Here is a 14,934-nt window from a genome sequence, read left to right on the forward strand (position 1 = left end):
TTTTGTTTGGATGCTGACTGAACTGGCTGTTAGGTCGGGGCGGTGAGTTTTTGGTATGCGCATGCTTTCTATGAATTTCAGAACCCACCGCCTGCTTGGTTTGAGCCTGATCGTCTGTTTGTGGCTGCCCGCTGTCTCAGCTACGGCCAAACCAGTGCAACCAGTAGCCAGCTTGCTGGCCGATGGCATTCCCGTGTTCGAGCGGGTGCTCACGGCGGAGCGCAAGGAGCCGAGTGCGGTGCGCTTTGTCGACTGGCATCCGCTGCGCGCCGAGATGTTGGTGCTGGCCACGGCCGGCGGCAGCTTGCAACTGCACAGCCTGGCCGAACCGGGCGCCAAGCCGCGGCCGCTGACACGGGGCCGCGACAAGGTCGAGACTGCCCGCTGGGAGCCGAGCCGCGGCGACTATCTGGTCTTCAGCCGCGACCAAGGTGGCGATGAGGCCTACCGCCTTTACCGAATGCAGCCGGGTGATGCCAAGGCCTTGCTCAGCCCGACCGAGGAGCCGCAGGCTCTGACGCCGGTGGGGGGGCGCGTCAGCGAATTTGCCTTCCTGCCTGAGGGGCGCGGCCTGGTCTATGTGTTGGACCGTTTGGACAAACATGCCGATCCGGCCCTGCAGGGCGGCGCCCGCAAGTCGAACAGCCAATTGGTTTGGGTCGATCCGCTCAATCCGGAGAACAGCCGCAGCCTCGGCGTGTCCGAGGGCGGGCGCTATAGCGACCTGCGTGTCTCGAGCAGCGGACTCGTGGTGGTGAACCTGACCGCAGCCGGACGCAGCCAGACGCTGCGCTTCAACCCGCTGGGCGAGGGCGCCGCACGGGCGCTGGGCGCTTCGGTGGCCGCGTCCGATGCGGATCTGGCCGAGGCCGAGGAAGAGTTGCTGTGGGGTCGTCGCGTGCTGAATAGCGAGTTCCGGCTGCTCAGTTCGCTGGGCCTGGAGAGCGGCCATCGCAAAGGTCTGTTGGCCGACATCAAGGCCGATCTGGAGGCCATGGCCACGCCGCCGGCGGGCAGCGACAAGCCCTTTGCGCTGGTCCACAACGAGGACGGCGTCTCGGTGCTGCGCCTGTACACGCCCGGCGCGGCAGCCGCGCCGCAGCGGGTGGCTCAGAAGCTGCCGGCCGGTTTGATTCAAAACCCGCGCTGGCATGCACGCCTGCCGCTGCTCGCCTTTGACCATCTGTCGGCGCAGCATCCGGGGCGCATCCAGGTCTTGGACCTGAATAGTGCGGAGGTGCAGGCCTGGACCGGTGTGGACGACAGCGCCGCCGCATCAGCGACCGCTGGCAGCAGCGAATACGCCAGCCTGCGCTGGACCAGCTTTGACGGGTTGAGCATCTCGGGCCTGCACATCGCCCCACCGGCCCGCTTCAAGGGGCCACGGCCGGTCTACATCAGCATTCATGGCGGGCCTTCGTCGCAGTCGCGGCCCGGCTATCTGAACGCCACGCTGCGCCATCTGGTCGAGGTGATGGGCATGCATGTGATCCTGCCAAATGTGCGCGGATCGGATGGCTTCGGCAAGAAGTTCCTCAGTCTGGACAACGGCCGCCGCCGCGAGGATTCGGTCAAGGACATCAGTGCCTTGCTGGACCTGATTGCCACACGGGCCGACATGGACGCGGGCAAGGTGGTGGTGGCCGGCGGCAGCTACGGCGGCTATATGTCGCTGGCCGTCTCGGTGCATGAATCCAAGCGCATTGCCGGCAGCATCTGCCGGGTCGGCATCGCCAATTTCGTCACCTTCCTGGAGAACACCGAAAGCTACCGGCGCGACAACCGGCGCGGTGAATACGGCGACGAGCGCGACCCGAAGATGCGTGAGTTCCTGCAACAGATCTCGCCTCTGAATCGCGCCGATGCAGTCAAGAAGCCGCTCTTTGTGGTGCATGGCCGCAATGACCCGCGCGTGCCATATGCCGAGGCGCAGCAGATGGTGCAGGCGGTGCGTGCGCATGGCACGCCGGTGTGGTTCTTGACCGCCGAGGACGAGGGCCACAGCTTCACCAAGGCCGACAACCGCGACTACCTGTTCCAGGCCACCATCGAGTTTGTGCGCCGGGTCACGGCCGGGCCAGCGGCCGAACCGAGCGCGGAGCCCGCTGGCGCAGCGGCGATGCCAAATGGCAACGCTGCCGCGACGGTGGAAAACGCGAATTGACGCGGTGCAGCAAAGCAGGCGCAAAATAGCACTTTTGGCTTGACGCTGCCTCGGCTGCAGCAACATCACGTGAGTTCACCCAATTCGGCGCATTCGCCATCGGCCCTGGCCGGTTTGACCCTCGGCGCTCTCGGGGTCGTCTATGGCGACATCGGCACCAGCCCTTTGTACGCGCTGAAGGAGGTGTTCCACGGCGGCCATGTCGCGCCGACGGCCGACAACATCCTGGGCGTGCTCTCGCTCTTGTTCTGGACCATGACCATCATCGTCTCGGTCAAGTACGTGATGCTGATCCTGCGCGCCGACAACAACGGCGAGGGCGGCCTGATCGCCATGCTGGCGCTGGCCACCAATGCGGTCAATGACCAACCAAAGCTGCGCCGAGTGCTCTTGATGGTGGGCCTGTTCGGCACCGCCATTTTCTATGGCGACGCGGTGATCACGCCGGCGATGACGGTGTTGGGTGCGGTCGAAGGTATCGATGTCTATGCACCGCAAATGCACGACGCCATCCTGCCCTTGACGCTGGTGGTGCTGGCCGGCTTGTTTGCAGTGCAGCGCTTTGGCACCGGTGGCATCGGCAAGGCCTTCGGCCCGGTGATGCTGGTTTGGTTTGGCAGCCTGGTGCTCTTGGGCCTCCCGCATATTCTTGAGAACCCCCATGTGCTGGTGGCCGTGAATCCGGCCTACGCGGTGGCGTTTTGCATGGCCCACAAGCTGGTCGCCTTTGTGGCCCTGGGCGCGGTGGTGCTGGTGGTGACCGGTGGCGAGGCGCTCTATGCCGACCTGGGTCATTTCGGCAAGAAGCCGATTCGCATCGCTTGGTATGGGGTGGTCATGCCCGCGCTGGTGATCAATTACTTTGGCCAAGGGGCGATGCTTCTGAACGAGCCTTCGGCCATCAAAAACCCCTTCTTCCTCTTGGCGCCGGACTGGGCCGAGATTCCCTTGTTCGTGCTCGCCACCTTGGCGGCCGTAGTGGCTTCACAGGCCCTCATCACCGCAGCCTTCTCGGTCACCAAGCAGGCGGTGCAACTGGGCATCTTGCCGCGCATGCGCATCTTGCATACCTCGGTGCGTGACATCGGCCAGATCTATGTGCCCTTCGTCAACTGGGGCTTGTTTGTCTTCATCGTGCTGGCCGTGGTCTTGTTCGGCTCCAGCAGCAAGCTGGCCGGCGCTTACGGCATTGCGGTCACCATCGACATGACCATCACCACGGTGATGACCTTCTTCGTCATTCGTTACGGCTGGAAGTACCCGCTGCCGCTGTGCATTCTGGCGACCGGTTTCTTCTTCATCATCGACGTCACCTTCCTCAGTTCCAATATGCTGAAGCTGGTGGCCGGTGGCTGGTTCCCACTGATGATCGGCATCGGCATGTTTACGCTGATGCTGACCTGGAAGCAGGGCCGCCGCCAGCTCAGCGACAAGCTGCGTGAAGACGCCATTGAATTGGCCAGCTTCCTTGAGGCCGTCTTCGTCAACCCGCCCGTGCGCGTCGAGGGCACGGCGGTGTTCTTGTCGGCCGAGACCGGCGTGACCCCGAATGCGCTTTTGCATAACCTCAAGCACAACAAGGTGCTGCACGCGCAGAACCTGTTCGTCAGCGTCAAGCACCATGAGGTGCCCTGGATTGGCTTTGACAAGCGCGTCGAGGTGCAGCCGCTGGGCAATGACTGCTGGGCGGTGGGCCTGCATTTCGGTTTCAAGAACGAGCCTGATGTGCCCTATGCGCTGAAACTGCTGCAGTCGCATGGCGTCCACATCGAAGAGATGGAAACCAGCTATTTCCTGTCGCGCGACATCGTCATCCCTACCAGCGGCAATGGTGGCATGGCCCTGTGGCGCGAAAAGCTGTTCGCCAATATGCACCGCAACGCGGCGGCGGCGGCAGACTTCTTGCACCTGCCGGCCAACCGCATTGTTGAGTTGGGCTCCAAGGTCGAAATCTGAAGCATTTGGCTGGGCTTGGCGACAGGCCCTAACTCAGCCCTAGCTCAGCAGTTCGCTGCTGCTGTGGCCCCGCTCATCCAGATGCACGACGGTACCGGGCGGGATCAGCTCCCAGCCCTCTTGGTCGTCGGCCAGCGGTTCCGAGGCGACCGCCAAGCCCTGGCTCGTCTCATCGCGGCGCAGGTAGAGCGTCGGTGCCCGCTTGTCGCTGGAGAAGCGGAAGGCATGCACCTGGTGGCCGTCCGCCAGCGCACCGGCGAAGCGCAGCGGCTCCTGGATGTGCAGCACATGCATCATGGCCAAGGTTTCATTAAGGATCTGGCTGACCGCCTGTTGGATCGATTGCCCGGTCTCGATGCGCGCCACGATCAGCAGGAACAGCAATTCCGAGTCGGTCGCACCCTTGCGCTCGGCGTACAGATGGTCGGGCAAGCGCGCCTCCATGGCGCGACGGATCTTGCCGTAACCGCCAATCTGGCCGTTGTGCATGAAGAGATAGGGCCCGTAGCGAAACGGGTGGCAGTTCTGCCGCGAGATGCCGGTGCCGGTGGCGGCGCGCACATGGGCGAAGAACAGGTGCGAACGCACATTGCTGCACAGGGCCAGCAGGTTTTCGTCTGACCAGGCCGGCATCACCTCGCGGTAAATGCCGGGCGAGGGCAGTTCGCCATACCAGCCGATGCCAAAGCCATCGCCATTGGTGACCACCTTGGCTTGGTCGGCGCGCAAGGATTGCCGTACCAGCGAATGCTGCGGTTTGCAGATCAGCTCATCCAAAAAAATTGAGGGACCCAGATAGGCAAGAAACCTGCACATGCTTGCTCGCTCGCTTTCCTTGTTGGCCTCGTTCGCTCAAACCCCGCCCGACCTGACGGCTTCCCCCAGCGGCGCAGCGCCGCTGGCGCCAGGCCGCTATGCTGCGGTCATGAAGCGTTGGCTCAATGATCTCTCAGTCTCGGCACTTGTGGCGGGTTTTGTAGCGGTGCTGGTGGGCTTCACCAGTTCGGTGGCCATCATCTTTCAGGCCGCCCAAGCCTTGGGCGCTACCGCCGCGCAGACCAGCTCCTGGATTTGGGCTTTGGGTTTGGGCATGGGGATCAGCAGTTTCGGCCTCTCGGCTTGGACCCGCCAACCGATCCTGACCGCCTGGTCCACCCCGGGTGCCGCGCTGATCGGCGCCACCGCGGGTCTGTCCATGCCCGAGGCGATCGGCGCCTTCCTGGTCAGCTCCAGCCTGATCTTGTTGTTTGGCCTGACCGGCTGGTTCGAGCGCTTGATGGGGCGCATCCCCTTGGCCATCGCCGCAGCTTTGCTGGCCGGGGTGCTGACACGCTTTGGCCTCGACGCCGTCTTGTCCGTCAAGACCGCGCCCGCCTTGGTGCTGTTGATGGGCGCTGCCTATCTAGTCGGCAAACGGCTGTGGCCGCGCTATGCCGTGCCGGGTGTGTTGCTGGTCGGCATTCTGGTCGCCGCGGGGCAGGGTGGCTTGCATATGGAGGCGGTCGAATGGGCCTGGGCGCGGCCGGTCTGGACCGCGCCAACGCTGAGCGTGGCCGCCGTGGTGGGCGTGGCCCTGCCCTTGTTTTTGGTCACCATGGCCTCGCAAAATCTGCCCGGCGTGGCGGCCCAGCGCGCCGCCGGTTATGAAATTCCCGTCTCCAAGAGCATCGCCGTAACTGGTTTCGCGGGCTTGGTCTTGGCCCCCTTTGGCGGCTTCGCCTTCAATCTGGCGGCCATCACGGCCGCCATCTGCAATGGCCGCGAAGCCCATGAAGACCCGCGGCGCCGCTATGTGGCCGCGATGATGGCGGGGCTGGTGTATCTGGCGCTGGGCCTGGCAGGCGGCGCGGTGGTGGGGCTGCTGGCGGCATTTCCGCGCGAATTGGTGGCGGCGGTGGCCGGGCTGGCGCTGATTGCCACCATCGCCGGCGGCATGGCCACGGCCTTGAAGGAAGAACAACATCGCGACGCGGCCTGCCTGACCTTTTTGGTCACGCTGTCGGGCGTGTCGATCGCCGGCATTGGCGCGGCGTTTTGGGGCGTGCTGGCCGGCAGCTTGGCGTTGCTGGTGCAGCAGTACCGGCGCCGCTGAGTCAGATCAGAATCAAGAACTTTTCAAAGGACGAGTGAACCATGAAGTTGCTGTTTGTTGCCGACCCGCTGGAGACCTTCAAGACCTACAAGGACTCCACCTTCGCCATGATGCGCGAGGCCGCCAAGCGCGGCCATCAGCTCTGGGCCTGCGAGCCGCAAGACCTGATCTGGCGCTCCGGCGGCCGGGTCGAGGCGCGCCAGTCGCGTGCCATCATGCTCACCGGCGATGCGCTCAACTGGTTTGCTGAAGGCGAGCGGGTTGATCTGGTGGTGGCCGAAGTCGATGCGGTGCTGATGCGCAAAGACCCGCCTTTTGACAGCGAGTTTTTCTACGCCACCCATCTGCTGGAGCAGGCCGAGCGCGAGGGTGCGCGCGTCTTCAACAAGCCGCAGGCGCTGCGTGACCATCCCGAGAAGCTGGCCTTGATGCAGTTCCCGCAGTTCTGCCCTCCCACCTTGGTGACGCGCAATGAGGCAGCCATCCGTGCCTTCCATGCCGAACACGGCGACATCATCCTCAAGCCGCTGGACGGCATGGGCGGGGCCGGCATCTTCCGCGTCGGCGCCGACGGCATGAACCTGGGCGCCATCATCGAAACGCTGAACAAGGGCGGCGCCGAGACCGTCATGGTGCAGCGTTACTTACCCGCCATCAAGGACGGTGACAAGCGCGTGCTGGTGATTGGCGGCAAGCCGGTGCCTTTCTGCCTGGCGCGTATTCCGCAAGGCGGCGAGGTGCGAGGCAATCTGGCGGCCGGCGGCAAGGGCGTGGCGCGCGCCATCAGCGAGCGCGACCGTGAAATCGCGGAAAGCGTCGGCCCCATTCTGGCCGCTCGCGGCTTGCTCTTGGTGGGTCTGGATGTGATTGGTGAGAACCTCACCGAGGTCAATGTCACCAGCCCGACCTGCTTCCAAGAAATCACCGATCAGACCGGCTTCGATGTGGCCAAAATGTTCATTGACGCGCTGGAAGCAGCGCTCCGCTCGGAGAAGAACACATGATCAAGACCCGTGCAGCCGTGGCTTGGAAGGCCGGCGCTCCGTTGACGATTGAAGAGGTGCAACTCGACGGCCCGCGTGCCGGCGAGGTCTTGGTGGAGGTGAAGGCCACTGGCATTTGCCACACCGACTACTACACGCTCTCGGGCGCCGACCCGGAAGGCATCTTCCCCGCCATCCTGGGCCATGAAGGCGCAGGCATCGTGCTGGAAGTGGGCGAGGGCGTCACCTGGCTCAAGCCCGGCGACCATGTGATCCCGCTCTACACGCCCGAGTGCCGGCAGTGCAAGTTCTGCCTCTCGCGCAAGACCAATCTCTGCCAGGCAATTCGCTCGACGCAAGGCAAGGGCTTGATGCCGGATGCCACTTCGCGTTTCTCTATCGACGGCAAGCCCATCTTCCACTACATGGGCACCTCAACCTTCTCGAATCACATCGTGGTGCCCGGCATTGCCCTGGCCAAGATTCGCGAAGACGCGCCCTTTGACAAGGTTTGCTACATCGGCTGCGGCGTCACCACCGGCGTCGGTGCGGTGCTCTTCACCGCCAAGGTGGAGGCGGGCGCCAATGTGGTGGTGTTTGGTCTCGGCGGCATCGGCTTGAACGTGATTCAAGGTGCCAAGATGGTGGGCGCCGACAAGATCATTGGCGTTGACCTGAACCCCGCGCGTGAAGAGATGGCGCGCCGTTTCGGCATGACGCACTTCATCAACCCCAAAGAAGTAGCGAATGTGGTCGACCACATCGTGCAACTGACCGATGGCGGCGCCGACTACAGCTTTGAGTGCATCGGCAACACCCAGGTGATGCGCGATGCGCTGGAATGCACCCACAAGGGTTGGGGCCGCAGCATCATCATCGGCGTGGCGCCGGCGGGGGCTGAGATCAGCACCCGGCCCTTCCAGTTGGTGACCGGCCGCAAGTGGGAAGGCTCGGCCTTTGGCGGCGCGCGCGGCCGCACCGATGTGCCCAAGATCGTCGATTGGTATATGGACGGCAAGCTCAATATCGACGACCTGATCACCCACAAACTGCCGCTGGAGCGCATCAACGAAGGCTTCGACTTGATGAAGCGCGGCGAGTCGATCCGCGCGGTGGTGGAGTTCTAAGGCTCGCTCGGTCCCTCAGCTTCAGCCCAACTTGCGTTTCAGCAGTCGCAAACGTAACGGCTTGGCCGGTCGGAGCGTGATGTTCAGCACCGGGCGCGGCGCGGCGTCGCCGGGCACGGCCTGGAGCTCATAGCGCTGCAATAAGAGCGCTGCAATCAGCGTGATCTCGGTTTGCGCAAAGTGGCTGCCCAGGCAGACGCGCGGGCCGGCGCCAAAGGGCATGTAGGCGCCGCGTGGAATCTCCGGTGCGCCTGGCGCAAAGCGTTCCGGCTTGAAGGCTTCGGGTTCGGGGAACCAGCGCGCATCGCGTTGCGTGACGCCGGGCGTCAGCCGGATCAGTGCGCCGGCCGGGATGGTCAGCCCAGCGATCTCGATCGGCGCACTCGTTTGGCGGCTCATCAGCGCGGGTGCGGCGGGATAGAGGCGCAGGGTTTCCTTGATGGTCTGCCCCAAATAGCCGAGGGCGGGCAAGTCCGCGAAAGTGGGCGGCCGGCCGCCCAATACGCGCTCGACTTCTTCTCGGGCCTGCTGCGCCGCCTCCGGGTTGGCCGCCATGCACCAGCCCCACCAGGTCAGCGCCGCCGCGCTGGTTTCATGGCCGGCCAGGAAGGTGGTCATGCATTCGTCGCGCAATTCGGTGTCGCTGAGCGGCTGGCCGTCCTCGTGGCGCAGCTGCATCAACATGGCCAGCAAGTCGTCGGGCGCTTCGCCTTGCAGCGCCTTGCGGGCCGCAATGTGTTGGCGGATCAGGGTGTCCAAGGCCTGCATGGCATGGCGCTTGCCCGTCTTCCAGGGCGCCCATAGCGGCGCGCTCTTGGGCCAGTACATCTCCTTCATGCCTTCGATGCTCAGCACCCGAACCGCTTCCTCGGCCAGGCGTGCCTCCTCATTGGCGGCGCTGCTGAACAGGGTGCGCATGATGACGTCCATGGTCACGCGGGTCATGGCCTGCTCGAAGTCCAGGTCCAGCTGGGCCTGGTCGGGCCAGCTGTCCAGTGCGGCGCTGCCGGCGTCCACCATGGCGGCGGCAAAGCCAGCCACCCGCTTGGGGCCGAAGCCTGGCTGCAGCATGCGGCGTTTCTCGTTCCAGGCCTTGCCTTCGGCCACCAGCACGCTGTTGCCATGCACGGCGGCAAAGACCTCGGTGGCGCGCTCCCAGCGAATCATGCGCTCGTGCCCGCTCAGCAGCAGTTCGCGCAGGTGTTCGGGGTGAAAGAAGCTGTAGTCGCGGAGATTGCCGAAACGCATGTAAATCACGTCGCCATAGCGTTGCTGCAGGCCTTGCAGGTGGCCCAGATAGTCGCGCCCCAGCTTGAATAATTCGGGGAAGCCGAAGAAATGGCAGGGCGGGCCGGGCGGCAAGGCGGTGAGGGGTTTGGAGTTCAAGGTCTGCGTGTTCATGGCGGCATCATCCGAAATGCGGCGCCTGGGGTCTTGAACGAATGCGACATCCGGTCTGGGGCCCAGGGGCGCACTAAACTGCCGGCATGGACAACTCGACCCTGCATCCCGACACGGTGGCGCGCCTGCTGGCCCCCAGTTTGGGCCTGAGCGGTTGTGTGCATTCTTGTATGTGGCGAGACACCACGCCGGCTGCCTTTTTGACCGAGGGCCAACGCACGGGATGGTTCCCGGCTACACCGTTTTGCGGCCTCAGCTGGGCGCTGCAAGGCCGCGGGGCCCAGGTCTTGCCCGATGGTAGCTTGCAAGCGCTGCCCGGCCCCAGCCTGGTGGTGGGGCCTCGCAGCGGTCCGGCGCAGTTCCGCTCTGAGGGCGGTGGCAGCATCTTCATGGTGGCCATGCTGCCCGAGGCTTTTCACGCACTGACCGGGCTGGATCTCAGCAGCTTGATGGACCGCTGCGTGAGCCTGGAGTCGGTGCTGGGCCCCGAGTGGCAGGCCATGAGTGCCGATATCTTGGCCGCACGCGATGAAGTGCAATGCCAACAGATTCTGGAGGCCTTCTTGCTGCCGCGCTGGCGAGCGCATTGCCAGCAGGCCGGGCAGCCGCCGCATCGCTACCGGGATTGGATGCAGCAATTGGCGACGCGCGCGGTAGCCTCCGGCCACGGAGCCAGCTTGCGTCAGGTGGAGCGCCGCATCAAGCAGTGGAGCGGCCAAAGCATGCGCGCGCTGCGTCGCGTCAGCCGCTCGGAAGCGGCCTTCTTTCAGGTGCGCCGCGAGCTTGAAGCGGGTGAGTTGATCTGGAGCGCCCTGGCCCAAGATCTCGGTTACGCAGATCAAGCCCATCTGTGCCGCGAAACCCGTCGCGTCACCGGCTTCAGCCCCGAAGAGCTGCGCCAGCGCATCGACAGCGACGAGGCCTTTTGGGCCTATCGAATCTGGGTCTGAAGGCGCTCGCTCTTCCTTACTTTTTGGAAGAGGGAACGCCGGGCCTTGCTGCGCCGGTGGCGGGTGGCGTTAGCACCATGGCCGAGGGGGCCAGATCTTTGTGTGGTGCCGTTGCCTGCTTGGGCTTCTTGGCTTCTTTATTGCCGCGTTGGATCTTAGACATGAGTGGAACTCCGGTGGATGGGGGATGCGGTTCCAGTCTGCGTGTTCTCGCCGCTAGTCTCTGTGCGATGGCGCACGGAGGCCTGGTTGACGGATGCGGGTCGCTGTTTCGCCTTGCTTGCATTTGCTAACAATTGCGCCGTCAACAAGCTTGGATCGGGCTCCGTTGTGACAGGGCCAGGCGACTGATGCAGCAGCAAAGCAAGTCTGAATCAAGACGAGAGTTGCAGCAGCGCCGGATGGCGACACATTGATTGGAGTATTGAGATGGCAAAGTTTTCTGTGGCTGTTGTTGGCGCTTTGATTTCTGTTTTCGCCGCACAAGCGAGCATGGCCCAGGACAAGCCCGCTGCCCCAACGGCGACTGCACCGGCCACTACGCCGGCCGCAACAGCCGTGACGGCACCCGTGACCGCCCCTGTGACCGCTCCGGCCGCGACTACAGCCGCCAAGACGGCCGTAGCCCCAGCCATGACGGCCGCCAGCGGCGCAGCGACCACCGCAGCCGGCACAGCCCACAAGCATGAGGCCAAGATCGCCAAGCCTGCAGAGAAGGCTGAAAAGGCCAAGAAGGTCGAACCCGCGGCGGCCGCAGCCCCGACAGCTGCCGTGCCTGCTGCCACGACCAGCCCAGCGACGACGCCTGCCGTTGCAGCCAAGCCGGTCGAGGCCGCCAAGACCGCTGCGCTGCACGTCACCGAAGGCACCAAGAAGTAAGGTGTGAAATGGCCGGCTAAGCGGGCCATTCAATGAACAAAGGGGCGATGCTTGCATCGCCCCTTTGTCGTCCAGGCCTGGCTCAGGGTGGTGTGCCGTCGGCGCGCAGATAGATGACCCAGTAGACCAAGGCGACCAAAACACTGCCGCCGACAATATTGCCGGCAATGACCGGCAGCAAATTCGCCAACATATCGCCCCAGCTCAGCGGTGCGCCGAGCAGCATGGCGAGCGGGAAAAAGTACATATTCGCGATCGAGTGCTCAAAGCCGGCGGCCACAAAGGCGGTCACAGGGAACACGGTGACCATCAGCTTGTCGCTGACGCTGCGGCCGGCCATGCCCATCCAAACCGCCATGCACACCAAGACATTGCAAAGCACGCCGCGAAAGAAGGCCTCCTGCCAGGGCATTTTGGCCTTGGCACTGGCGATGCGGATCACGGTGCGCGCCACCGCGCCGCCGTTCATATCGGTGTGAGCGCTTTGCCAGACCAGCAGGGCCAGCCCGGCCGCCCCGATGAAATTGCTCAGGCACACCACGCACCAGTTGCGCAGCAGCGCGGCGCTGCTGACCCGCCCGCTGGCCCAGGCCATCGCAATCAGGTTGTTGCCGGTGAACAGCTCGGCGCCGGCCACGCTGACCAGCACCAGGCCGAGTGAAAACACCAGACCGCCCAGCAAACGCGAGGCGGCGAAGCCGAGGCTGGCGTCGCTGAGGACCAGCGCGTACATCAAAGCGCCCAGGCCGATGAAGGCGCCTGCCAAGATGCCGAGCAGACTCAGCGTCAGCAGCGGCAACTTGGCCTTGCCGACGCCAACTTCGCTGACGCGTGCGGCAATTTGTTTCGGGGCGTAGGCGTCGAATCCAAAAACTTCGGCCATGGGCTGAGGCTCCAGTGTTTCTTTGTTCAAGCTTATACCGCTGCGCGCTCACCAAGCCTTGCGGCAAAGCAAGGCGTCAGCCCGGTAGGAATGCTTTGAGCAGGGCGCGCCTAGCGAGCATTTCTTGCGGCTGACTTTGCCGCGTCGCGCCAGTCAACGACAATCGAGGGCTATGGCAGTCCTTTCTATCTCCAACGCCCATCTCGCTTACGGTCACGTGGCCCTGCTCGATGGTGCTTCGTTCTCGCTCGAAATGGGTGAGCGTGTCGGCCTGATCGGTCGCAATGGCACAGGCAAGTCCTCGCTGCTGAAGGTGCTGGCTCAAATCGAGAAACTCGATGACGGTCTGCTGCAGCTTCAGCAGGGGCTCACCAGCGTCTATGTGCCGCAAGAGCCGGTGATGAACCCCGAGTCGACCATCTTTGAGACGGTCAGCGAGGGCGTGGCCGAGGCCAAGGCCTTGCGCGAGCGCTATGAGATTCATGACCCCGAGGACGACCTGGAGTGGGTGGCCGAGCGCATCGAGCACATCGGCGCCTGGAACTGGGAGCAGCGCGTCGAAGAGACCCTGCACCGATTGGACTTGGACGGCTCGCGCCTGGTGGGGTCGCTGTCGGGCGGCTTGAAGAAACGTGTAGCCCTGGGGCGCGCGCTGGTGGCTCAGCCCGATGTGTTGCTGCTCGATGAGCCGACCAACCATTTGGACTTGGACGCCATCACCTGGCTGGAAGAGTTGCTCAACAGCTTCAAGGGCTCGCTGCTGCTGATCACCCACGATCGCAGCTTTTTGGACAATGTCGCGAACCGCATCGTTGAACTCGATCGTGGCCAGTTGCGCGGCTACCCCGGCAACTTCGCTGCCTTCACCGCCGCCAAGGCCTATGAGTTGGAGAACGAAGCGCTCTACAACGCGCGCTTCGACAAAATCCTGGCGCAAGAAGAGGTGTGGATTCGCAAGGGCGTCGAGGCTCGCCGTACCCGCAGCGTGGCGCGTATTCAGCGCCTGGAACAGATGCGTTTGGCCCACGCTGCCCGGCGCGATGTGCAGGGCAAGGTCAAGCTGGACATCGATACCGGCGGCGCCAGCGGCAAGATCGTGGCCGAACTGGAAAACGTCAACAAGAGTTACGGCGGCCGCGTCATTGTGCGCGACTTCACCTCGACGATTCTGCGCGGCGACAAGGTCGGCCTGGTCGGCGCCAATGGTGCCGGCAAGACCACGCTGCTGAAAATGATTCTGGGGCAGCTGGCGCCGGACAGCGGCGAGGTTCGCATGGGCTCCAAGATCAATGTGGCCTACTTTGATCAGATGCGCGATGTCTTGGATCTGGATGCCACCTTGGCCGACACCATCAGCCCTGGGTCTGAATGGATCGAGATTGGCAATCAGCGCAAGCATGTGAAGAGCTATCTGGGCGACTTCCTGTTCTCGCCGGCGCGCGCCAATTCGCCGGTCAAGAGCCTGTCGGGCGGCGAGCGCAATCGCCTTTTGCTGGCGCGCTTGTTTGCGCGGCCGGCCAATGTGCTGGTGCTGGACGAGCCCACCAATGACCTCGACATCGAAACGCTGGAGTTGCTTGAAGAGTTGCTGAGCGAGTACGACGGCACCGTCTTTTTGGTCAGTCACGACCGACGCTTCCTCGACAACGTGGTCACCTCGACCATCGTCAACGAGGGCGATGGCCGCTGGCGCGAATACGAGGGCGGCGTGGAAGACTGGTTGATCCAGTCCAAGCGCGCGGCAGCCATCAATGAAGCCAAGGCCAAGCAAGCGCCGGCCGCTGCGCCCACTCCTGCACCCGCCCCGGCGCCTGCACCGGTGGTGGCGAGTAAGAAAAAACTCAGCTACAAGGAACAGCGAGAACTGGACGAGTTGCCGGCCAAGGTGGCCGCACTTGAAGCCGAGCAGGTGCAGCTGAATGCACTGCTGAACGGCACCGAGCTCTACACCCAGGGCGCGGCCCGTATTGCCGAGGTGACCGCGCGGGCCGCAGACATCGACAGCGAATTGCTGACCTTGATGGAGCGTTGGGAAGCCCTGGAGGCCAAGTGAGTCAAGCGCCCGAATTTGACGGTCTGATGGACGGTCTGCGCGCCGAGTGGTTGGCCTTGCAGGCCCATCACGAGCAGTACGAGCGTGCCGCCTTGGGCATCAAGCTCTTGGCCGTGGCGCTGTGCGCGCTCGCCTTCAGCCACTGGGCCGCGGTTGCGCGCGGGCTGTGGCTGCTGATCGGCTTGCTGTGGTTGCAAGAAGCCATTTTCAAAACCTTCCAAGGGCGACTGGGCGAGCGCTTATTGCGTGTGGAGGCCTTGTTGCGGGAGCCTGATGCGGCGCCTGGGCAGGCGATGCAATTGCACAGCGAGTGGCTGGCCGGGCGTGCCGGCGGCTTGGGCTTGCTGCGGGAGTACCTGCGCAGTGCCTGTCGCCCGACGGTGGCATTTCCCTATCCGGTCTTGATGGCCCTGAGTGCTTGGATGGCCTGAGTCTTCGGGCCGAGG

13 protein-coding genes are annotated in these 14,934 nt (G+C 63.9%); 9 read left to right on the top strand and 4 right to left on the bottom strand.

The window, feature by feature from the left end; all coding sequences use genetic code 11:
- Positions 1–61: 61 nt before the first annotated feature.
- Positions 62–2,164, top strand: a complete 2,103-nt coding sequence (locus WG899_RS05620; protein ID WP_339594641.1) for a S9 family peptidase — start codon at positions 62–64, stop codon at positions 2,162–2,164.
- Positions 2,165–2,233: 69 nt separating this feature from the next.
- Positions 2,234–4,120, top strand: a complete 1,887-nt coding sequence (locus WG899_RS05625) for a potassium transporter Kup (protein WP_339594642.1) — start codon at positions 2,234–2,236, stop codon at positions 4,118–4,120.
- A 39-nt stretch (positions 4,121–4,159) separates the two neighbouring features.
- Here WG899_RS05625 and WG899_RS05630 read toward each other — a convergent pair whose 3' ends face one another.
- Complete coding sequence (locus tag WG899_RS05630; RefSeq protein ID WP_339594643.1) at positions 4,160–4,936, bottom strand: class II glutamine amidotransferase; 777 nt, start codon at positions 4,934–4,936, stop codon at positions 4,160–4,162.
- A gap of 109 nt (positions 4,937–5,045) precedes the next feature.
- Between WG899_RS05630 and WG899_RS05635 the strand changes: the two genes are divergently transcribed.
- The 3 genes from WG899_RS05635 to WG899_RS05645 are packed head-to-tail and all read left to right on the top strand — an operon-like array spanning position 5,046 to position 8,322.
- Positions 5,046–6,212, top strand: a complete 1,167-nt coding sequence (locus tag WG899_RS05635) for a benzoate/H(+) symporter BenE family transporter (RefSeq protein ID WP_339594717.1) — start codon at positions 5,046–5,048, stop codon at positions 6,210–6,212.
- 41 nt (positions 6,213–6,253) lie between these two features.
- A complete protein-coding gene (gene gshB, locus WG899_RS05640; RefSeq protein WP_339594644.1) occupies positions 6,254–7,216 on the top strand; it encodes a glutathione synthase in 963 nt (320 codons plus the stop codon).
- The gene (locus WG899_RS05645) at positions 7,216–8,322 is read left to right on the top strand and encodes an S-(hydroxymethyl)glutathione dehydrogenase/class III alcohol dehydrogenase (protein WP_339594718.1); all 1,107 of its coding nucleotides are present in this window, start codon (positions 7,216–7,218) and stop codon (positions 8,320–8,322) included. Before gshB ends, WG899_RS05645 begins: the two co-directional genes overlap by 1 nt.
- Positions 8,323–8,343: 21 nt before the next feature.
- Here the strand turns inward: WG899_RS05645 and WG899_RS05650 are convergent, their stop codons facing one another.
- A complete protein-coding gene (locus tag WG899_RS05650) occupies positions 8,344–9,723 on the bottom strand; it encodes a cytochrome P450 (protein ID WP_339594645.1) in 1,380 nt (459 codons plus the stop codon).
- Positions 9,724–9,809: 86 nt separating this feature from the next.
- On the opposite strand from WG899_RS05650, the gene WG899_RS05655 reads away from it, so the two are divergent.
- The gene (locus tag WG899_RS05655; protein WP_339594646.1) at positions 9,810–10,673 is read left to right on the top strand and encodes a helix-turn-helix domain-containing protein; all 864 of its coding nucleotides are present in this window, start codon (positions 9,810–9,812) and stop codon (positions 10,671–10,673) included.
- 16 nt (positions 10,674–10,689) lie between these two features.
- Here the strand turns inward: WG899_RS05655 and WG899_RS05660 are convergent, their stop codons facing one another.
- On the bottom strand, positions 10,690–10,836 hold the full coding sequence (locus tag WG899_RS05660) for a hypothetical protein (protein WP_339594647.1): 147 nt from the start codon (positions 10,834–10,836) through the stop codon (positions 10,690–10,692).
- Positions 10,837–11,102: 266 nt separating this feature from the next.
- On the opposite strand from WG899_RS05660, the gene WG899_RS05665 reads away from it, so the two are divergent.
- A complete protein-coding gene (locus tag WG899_RS05665; protein WP_339594648.1) occupies positions 11,103–11,552 on the top strand; it encodes a hypothetical protein in 450 nt (149 codons plus the stop codon).
- A gap of 82 nt (positions 11,553–11,634) precedes the next feature.
- On the opposite strand, the gene WG899_RS05670 is transcribed toward WG899_RS05665, so the two are convergent.
- Positions 11,635–12,435, bottom strand: a complete 801-nt coding sequence (locus WG899_RS05670) for a formate/nitrite transporter family protein (RefSeq protein WP_339594649.1) — start codon at positions 12,433–12,435, stop codon at positions 11,635–11,637.
- A gap of 172 nt (positions 12,436–12,607) precedes the next feature.
- Here WG899_RS05670 and WG899_RS05675 point away from each other — a divergent pair, with 172 nt between their 5' ends.
- Positions 12,608–14,488, top strand: coding sequence for an ATP-binding cassette domain-containing protein (locus tag WG899_RS05675; RefSeq protein WP_339594650.1), 1,881 nt, complete (start codon positions 12,608–12,610; stop codon positions 14,486–14,488).
- Entirely contained in the window at positions 14,485–14,919 is a 435-nt protein-coding gene (locus WG899_RS05680) for a hypothetical protein (protein WP_339594651.1), read from the top strand. Before WG899_RS05675 ends, WG899_RS05680 begins: the two co-directional genes overlap by 4 nt.
- Positions 14,920–14,934 lie beyond the last annotated feature (15 nt).

It is taken from the genome of Paucibacter hankyongi (assembly GCF_037482915.1).
Classification (GTDB): Bacteria; Pseudomonadota; Gammaproteobacteria; order Burkholderiales; family Burkholderiaceae_C; genus Paucibacter_A; species Paucibacter_A hankyongi.

Bases quoted from the DNA above. Each gene is read 5' to 3' on its own strand.
- WG899_RS05665 (WP_339594648.1), top strand. From the start codon at position 11,103: ATGGCAAAGTTTTCTGTGGCTGTTGTTGGCGCTTTGATTTCTGTTTTC.
- WG899_RS05670 (WP_339594649.1), bottom strand. From the start codon at position 12,435: ATGGCCGAAGTTTTTGGATTCGACGCCTACGCCCCGAAACAAATTGCC.
- WG899_RS05630 (WP_339594643.1), bottom strand. From the start codon at position 4,936: ATGTGCAGGTTTCTTGCCTATCTGGGTCCCTCAATTTTTTTGGATGAG.
- WG899_RS05620 (WP_339594641.1), top strand. From the start codon at position 62: ATGCTTTCTATGAATTTCAGAACCCACCGCCTGCTTGGTTTGAGCCTG.
- gshB (WP_339594644.1), top strand. From the start codon at position 6,254: ATGAAGTTGCTGTTTGTTGCCGACCCGCTGGAGACCTTCAAGACCTAC.
- WG899_RS05675 (WP_339594650.1), top strand. From the start codon at position 12,608: ATGGCAGTCCTTTCTATCTCCAACGCCCATCTCGCTTACGGTCACGTG.
- WG899_RS05650 (WP_339594645.1), bottom strand. From the start codon at position 9,723: ATGAACACGCAGACCTTGAACTCCAAACCCCTCACCGCCTTGCCGCCC.
- WG899_RS05635 (WP_339594717.1), top strand. From the start codon at position 5,046: ATGAAGCGTTGGCTCAATGATCTCTCAGTCTCGGCACTTGTGGCGGGT.
- WG899_RS05660 (WP_339594647.1), bottom strand. From the start codon at position 10,836: ATGTCTAAGATCCAACGCGGCAATAAAGAAGCCAAGAAGCCCAAGCAG.
- WG899_RS05655 (WP_339594646.1), top strand. From the start codon at position 9,810: ATGGACAACTCGACCCTGCATCCCGACACGGTGGCGCGCCTGCTGGCC.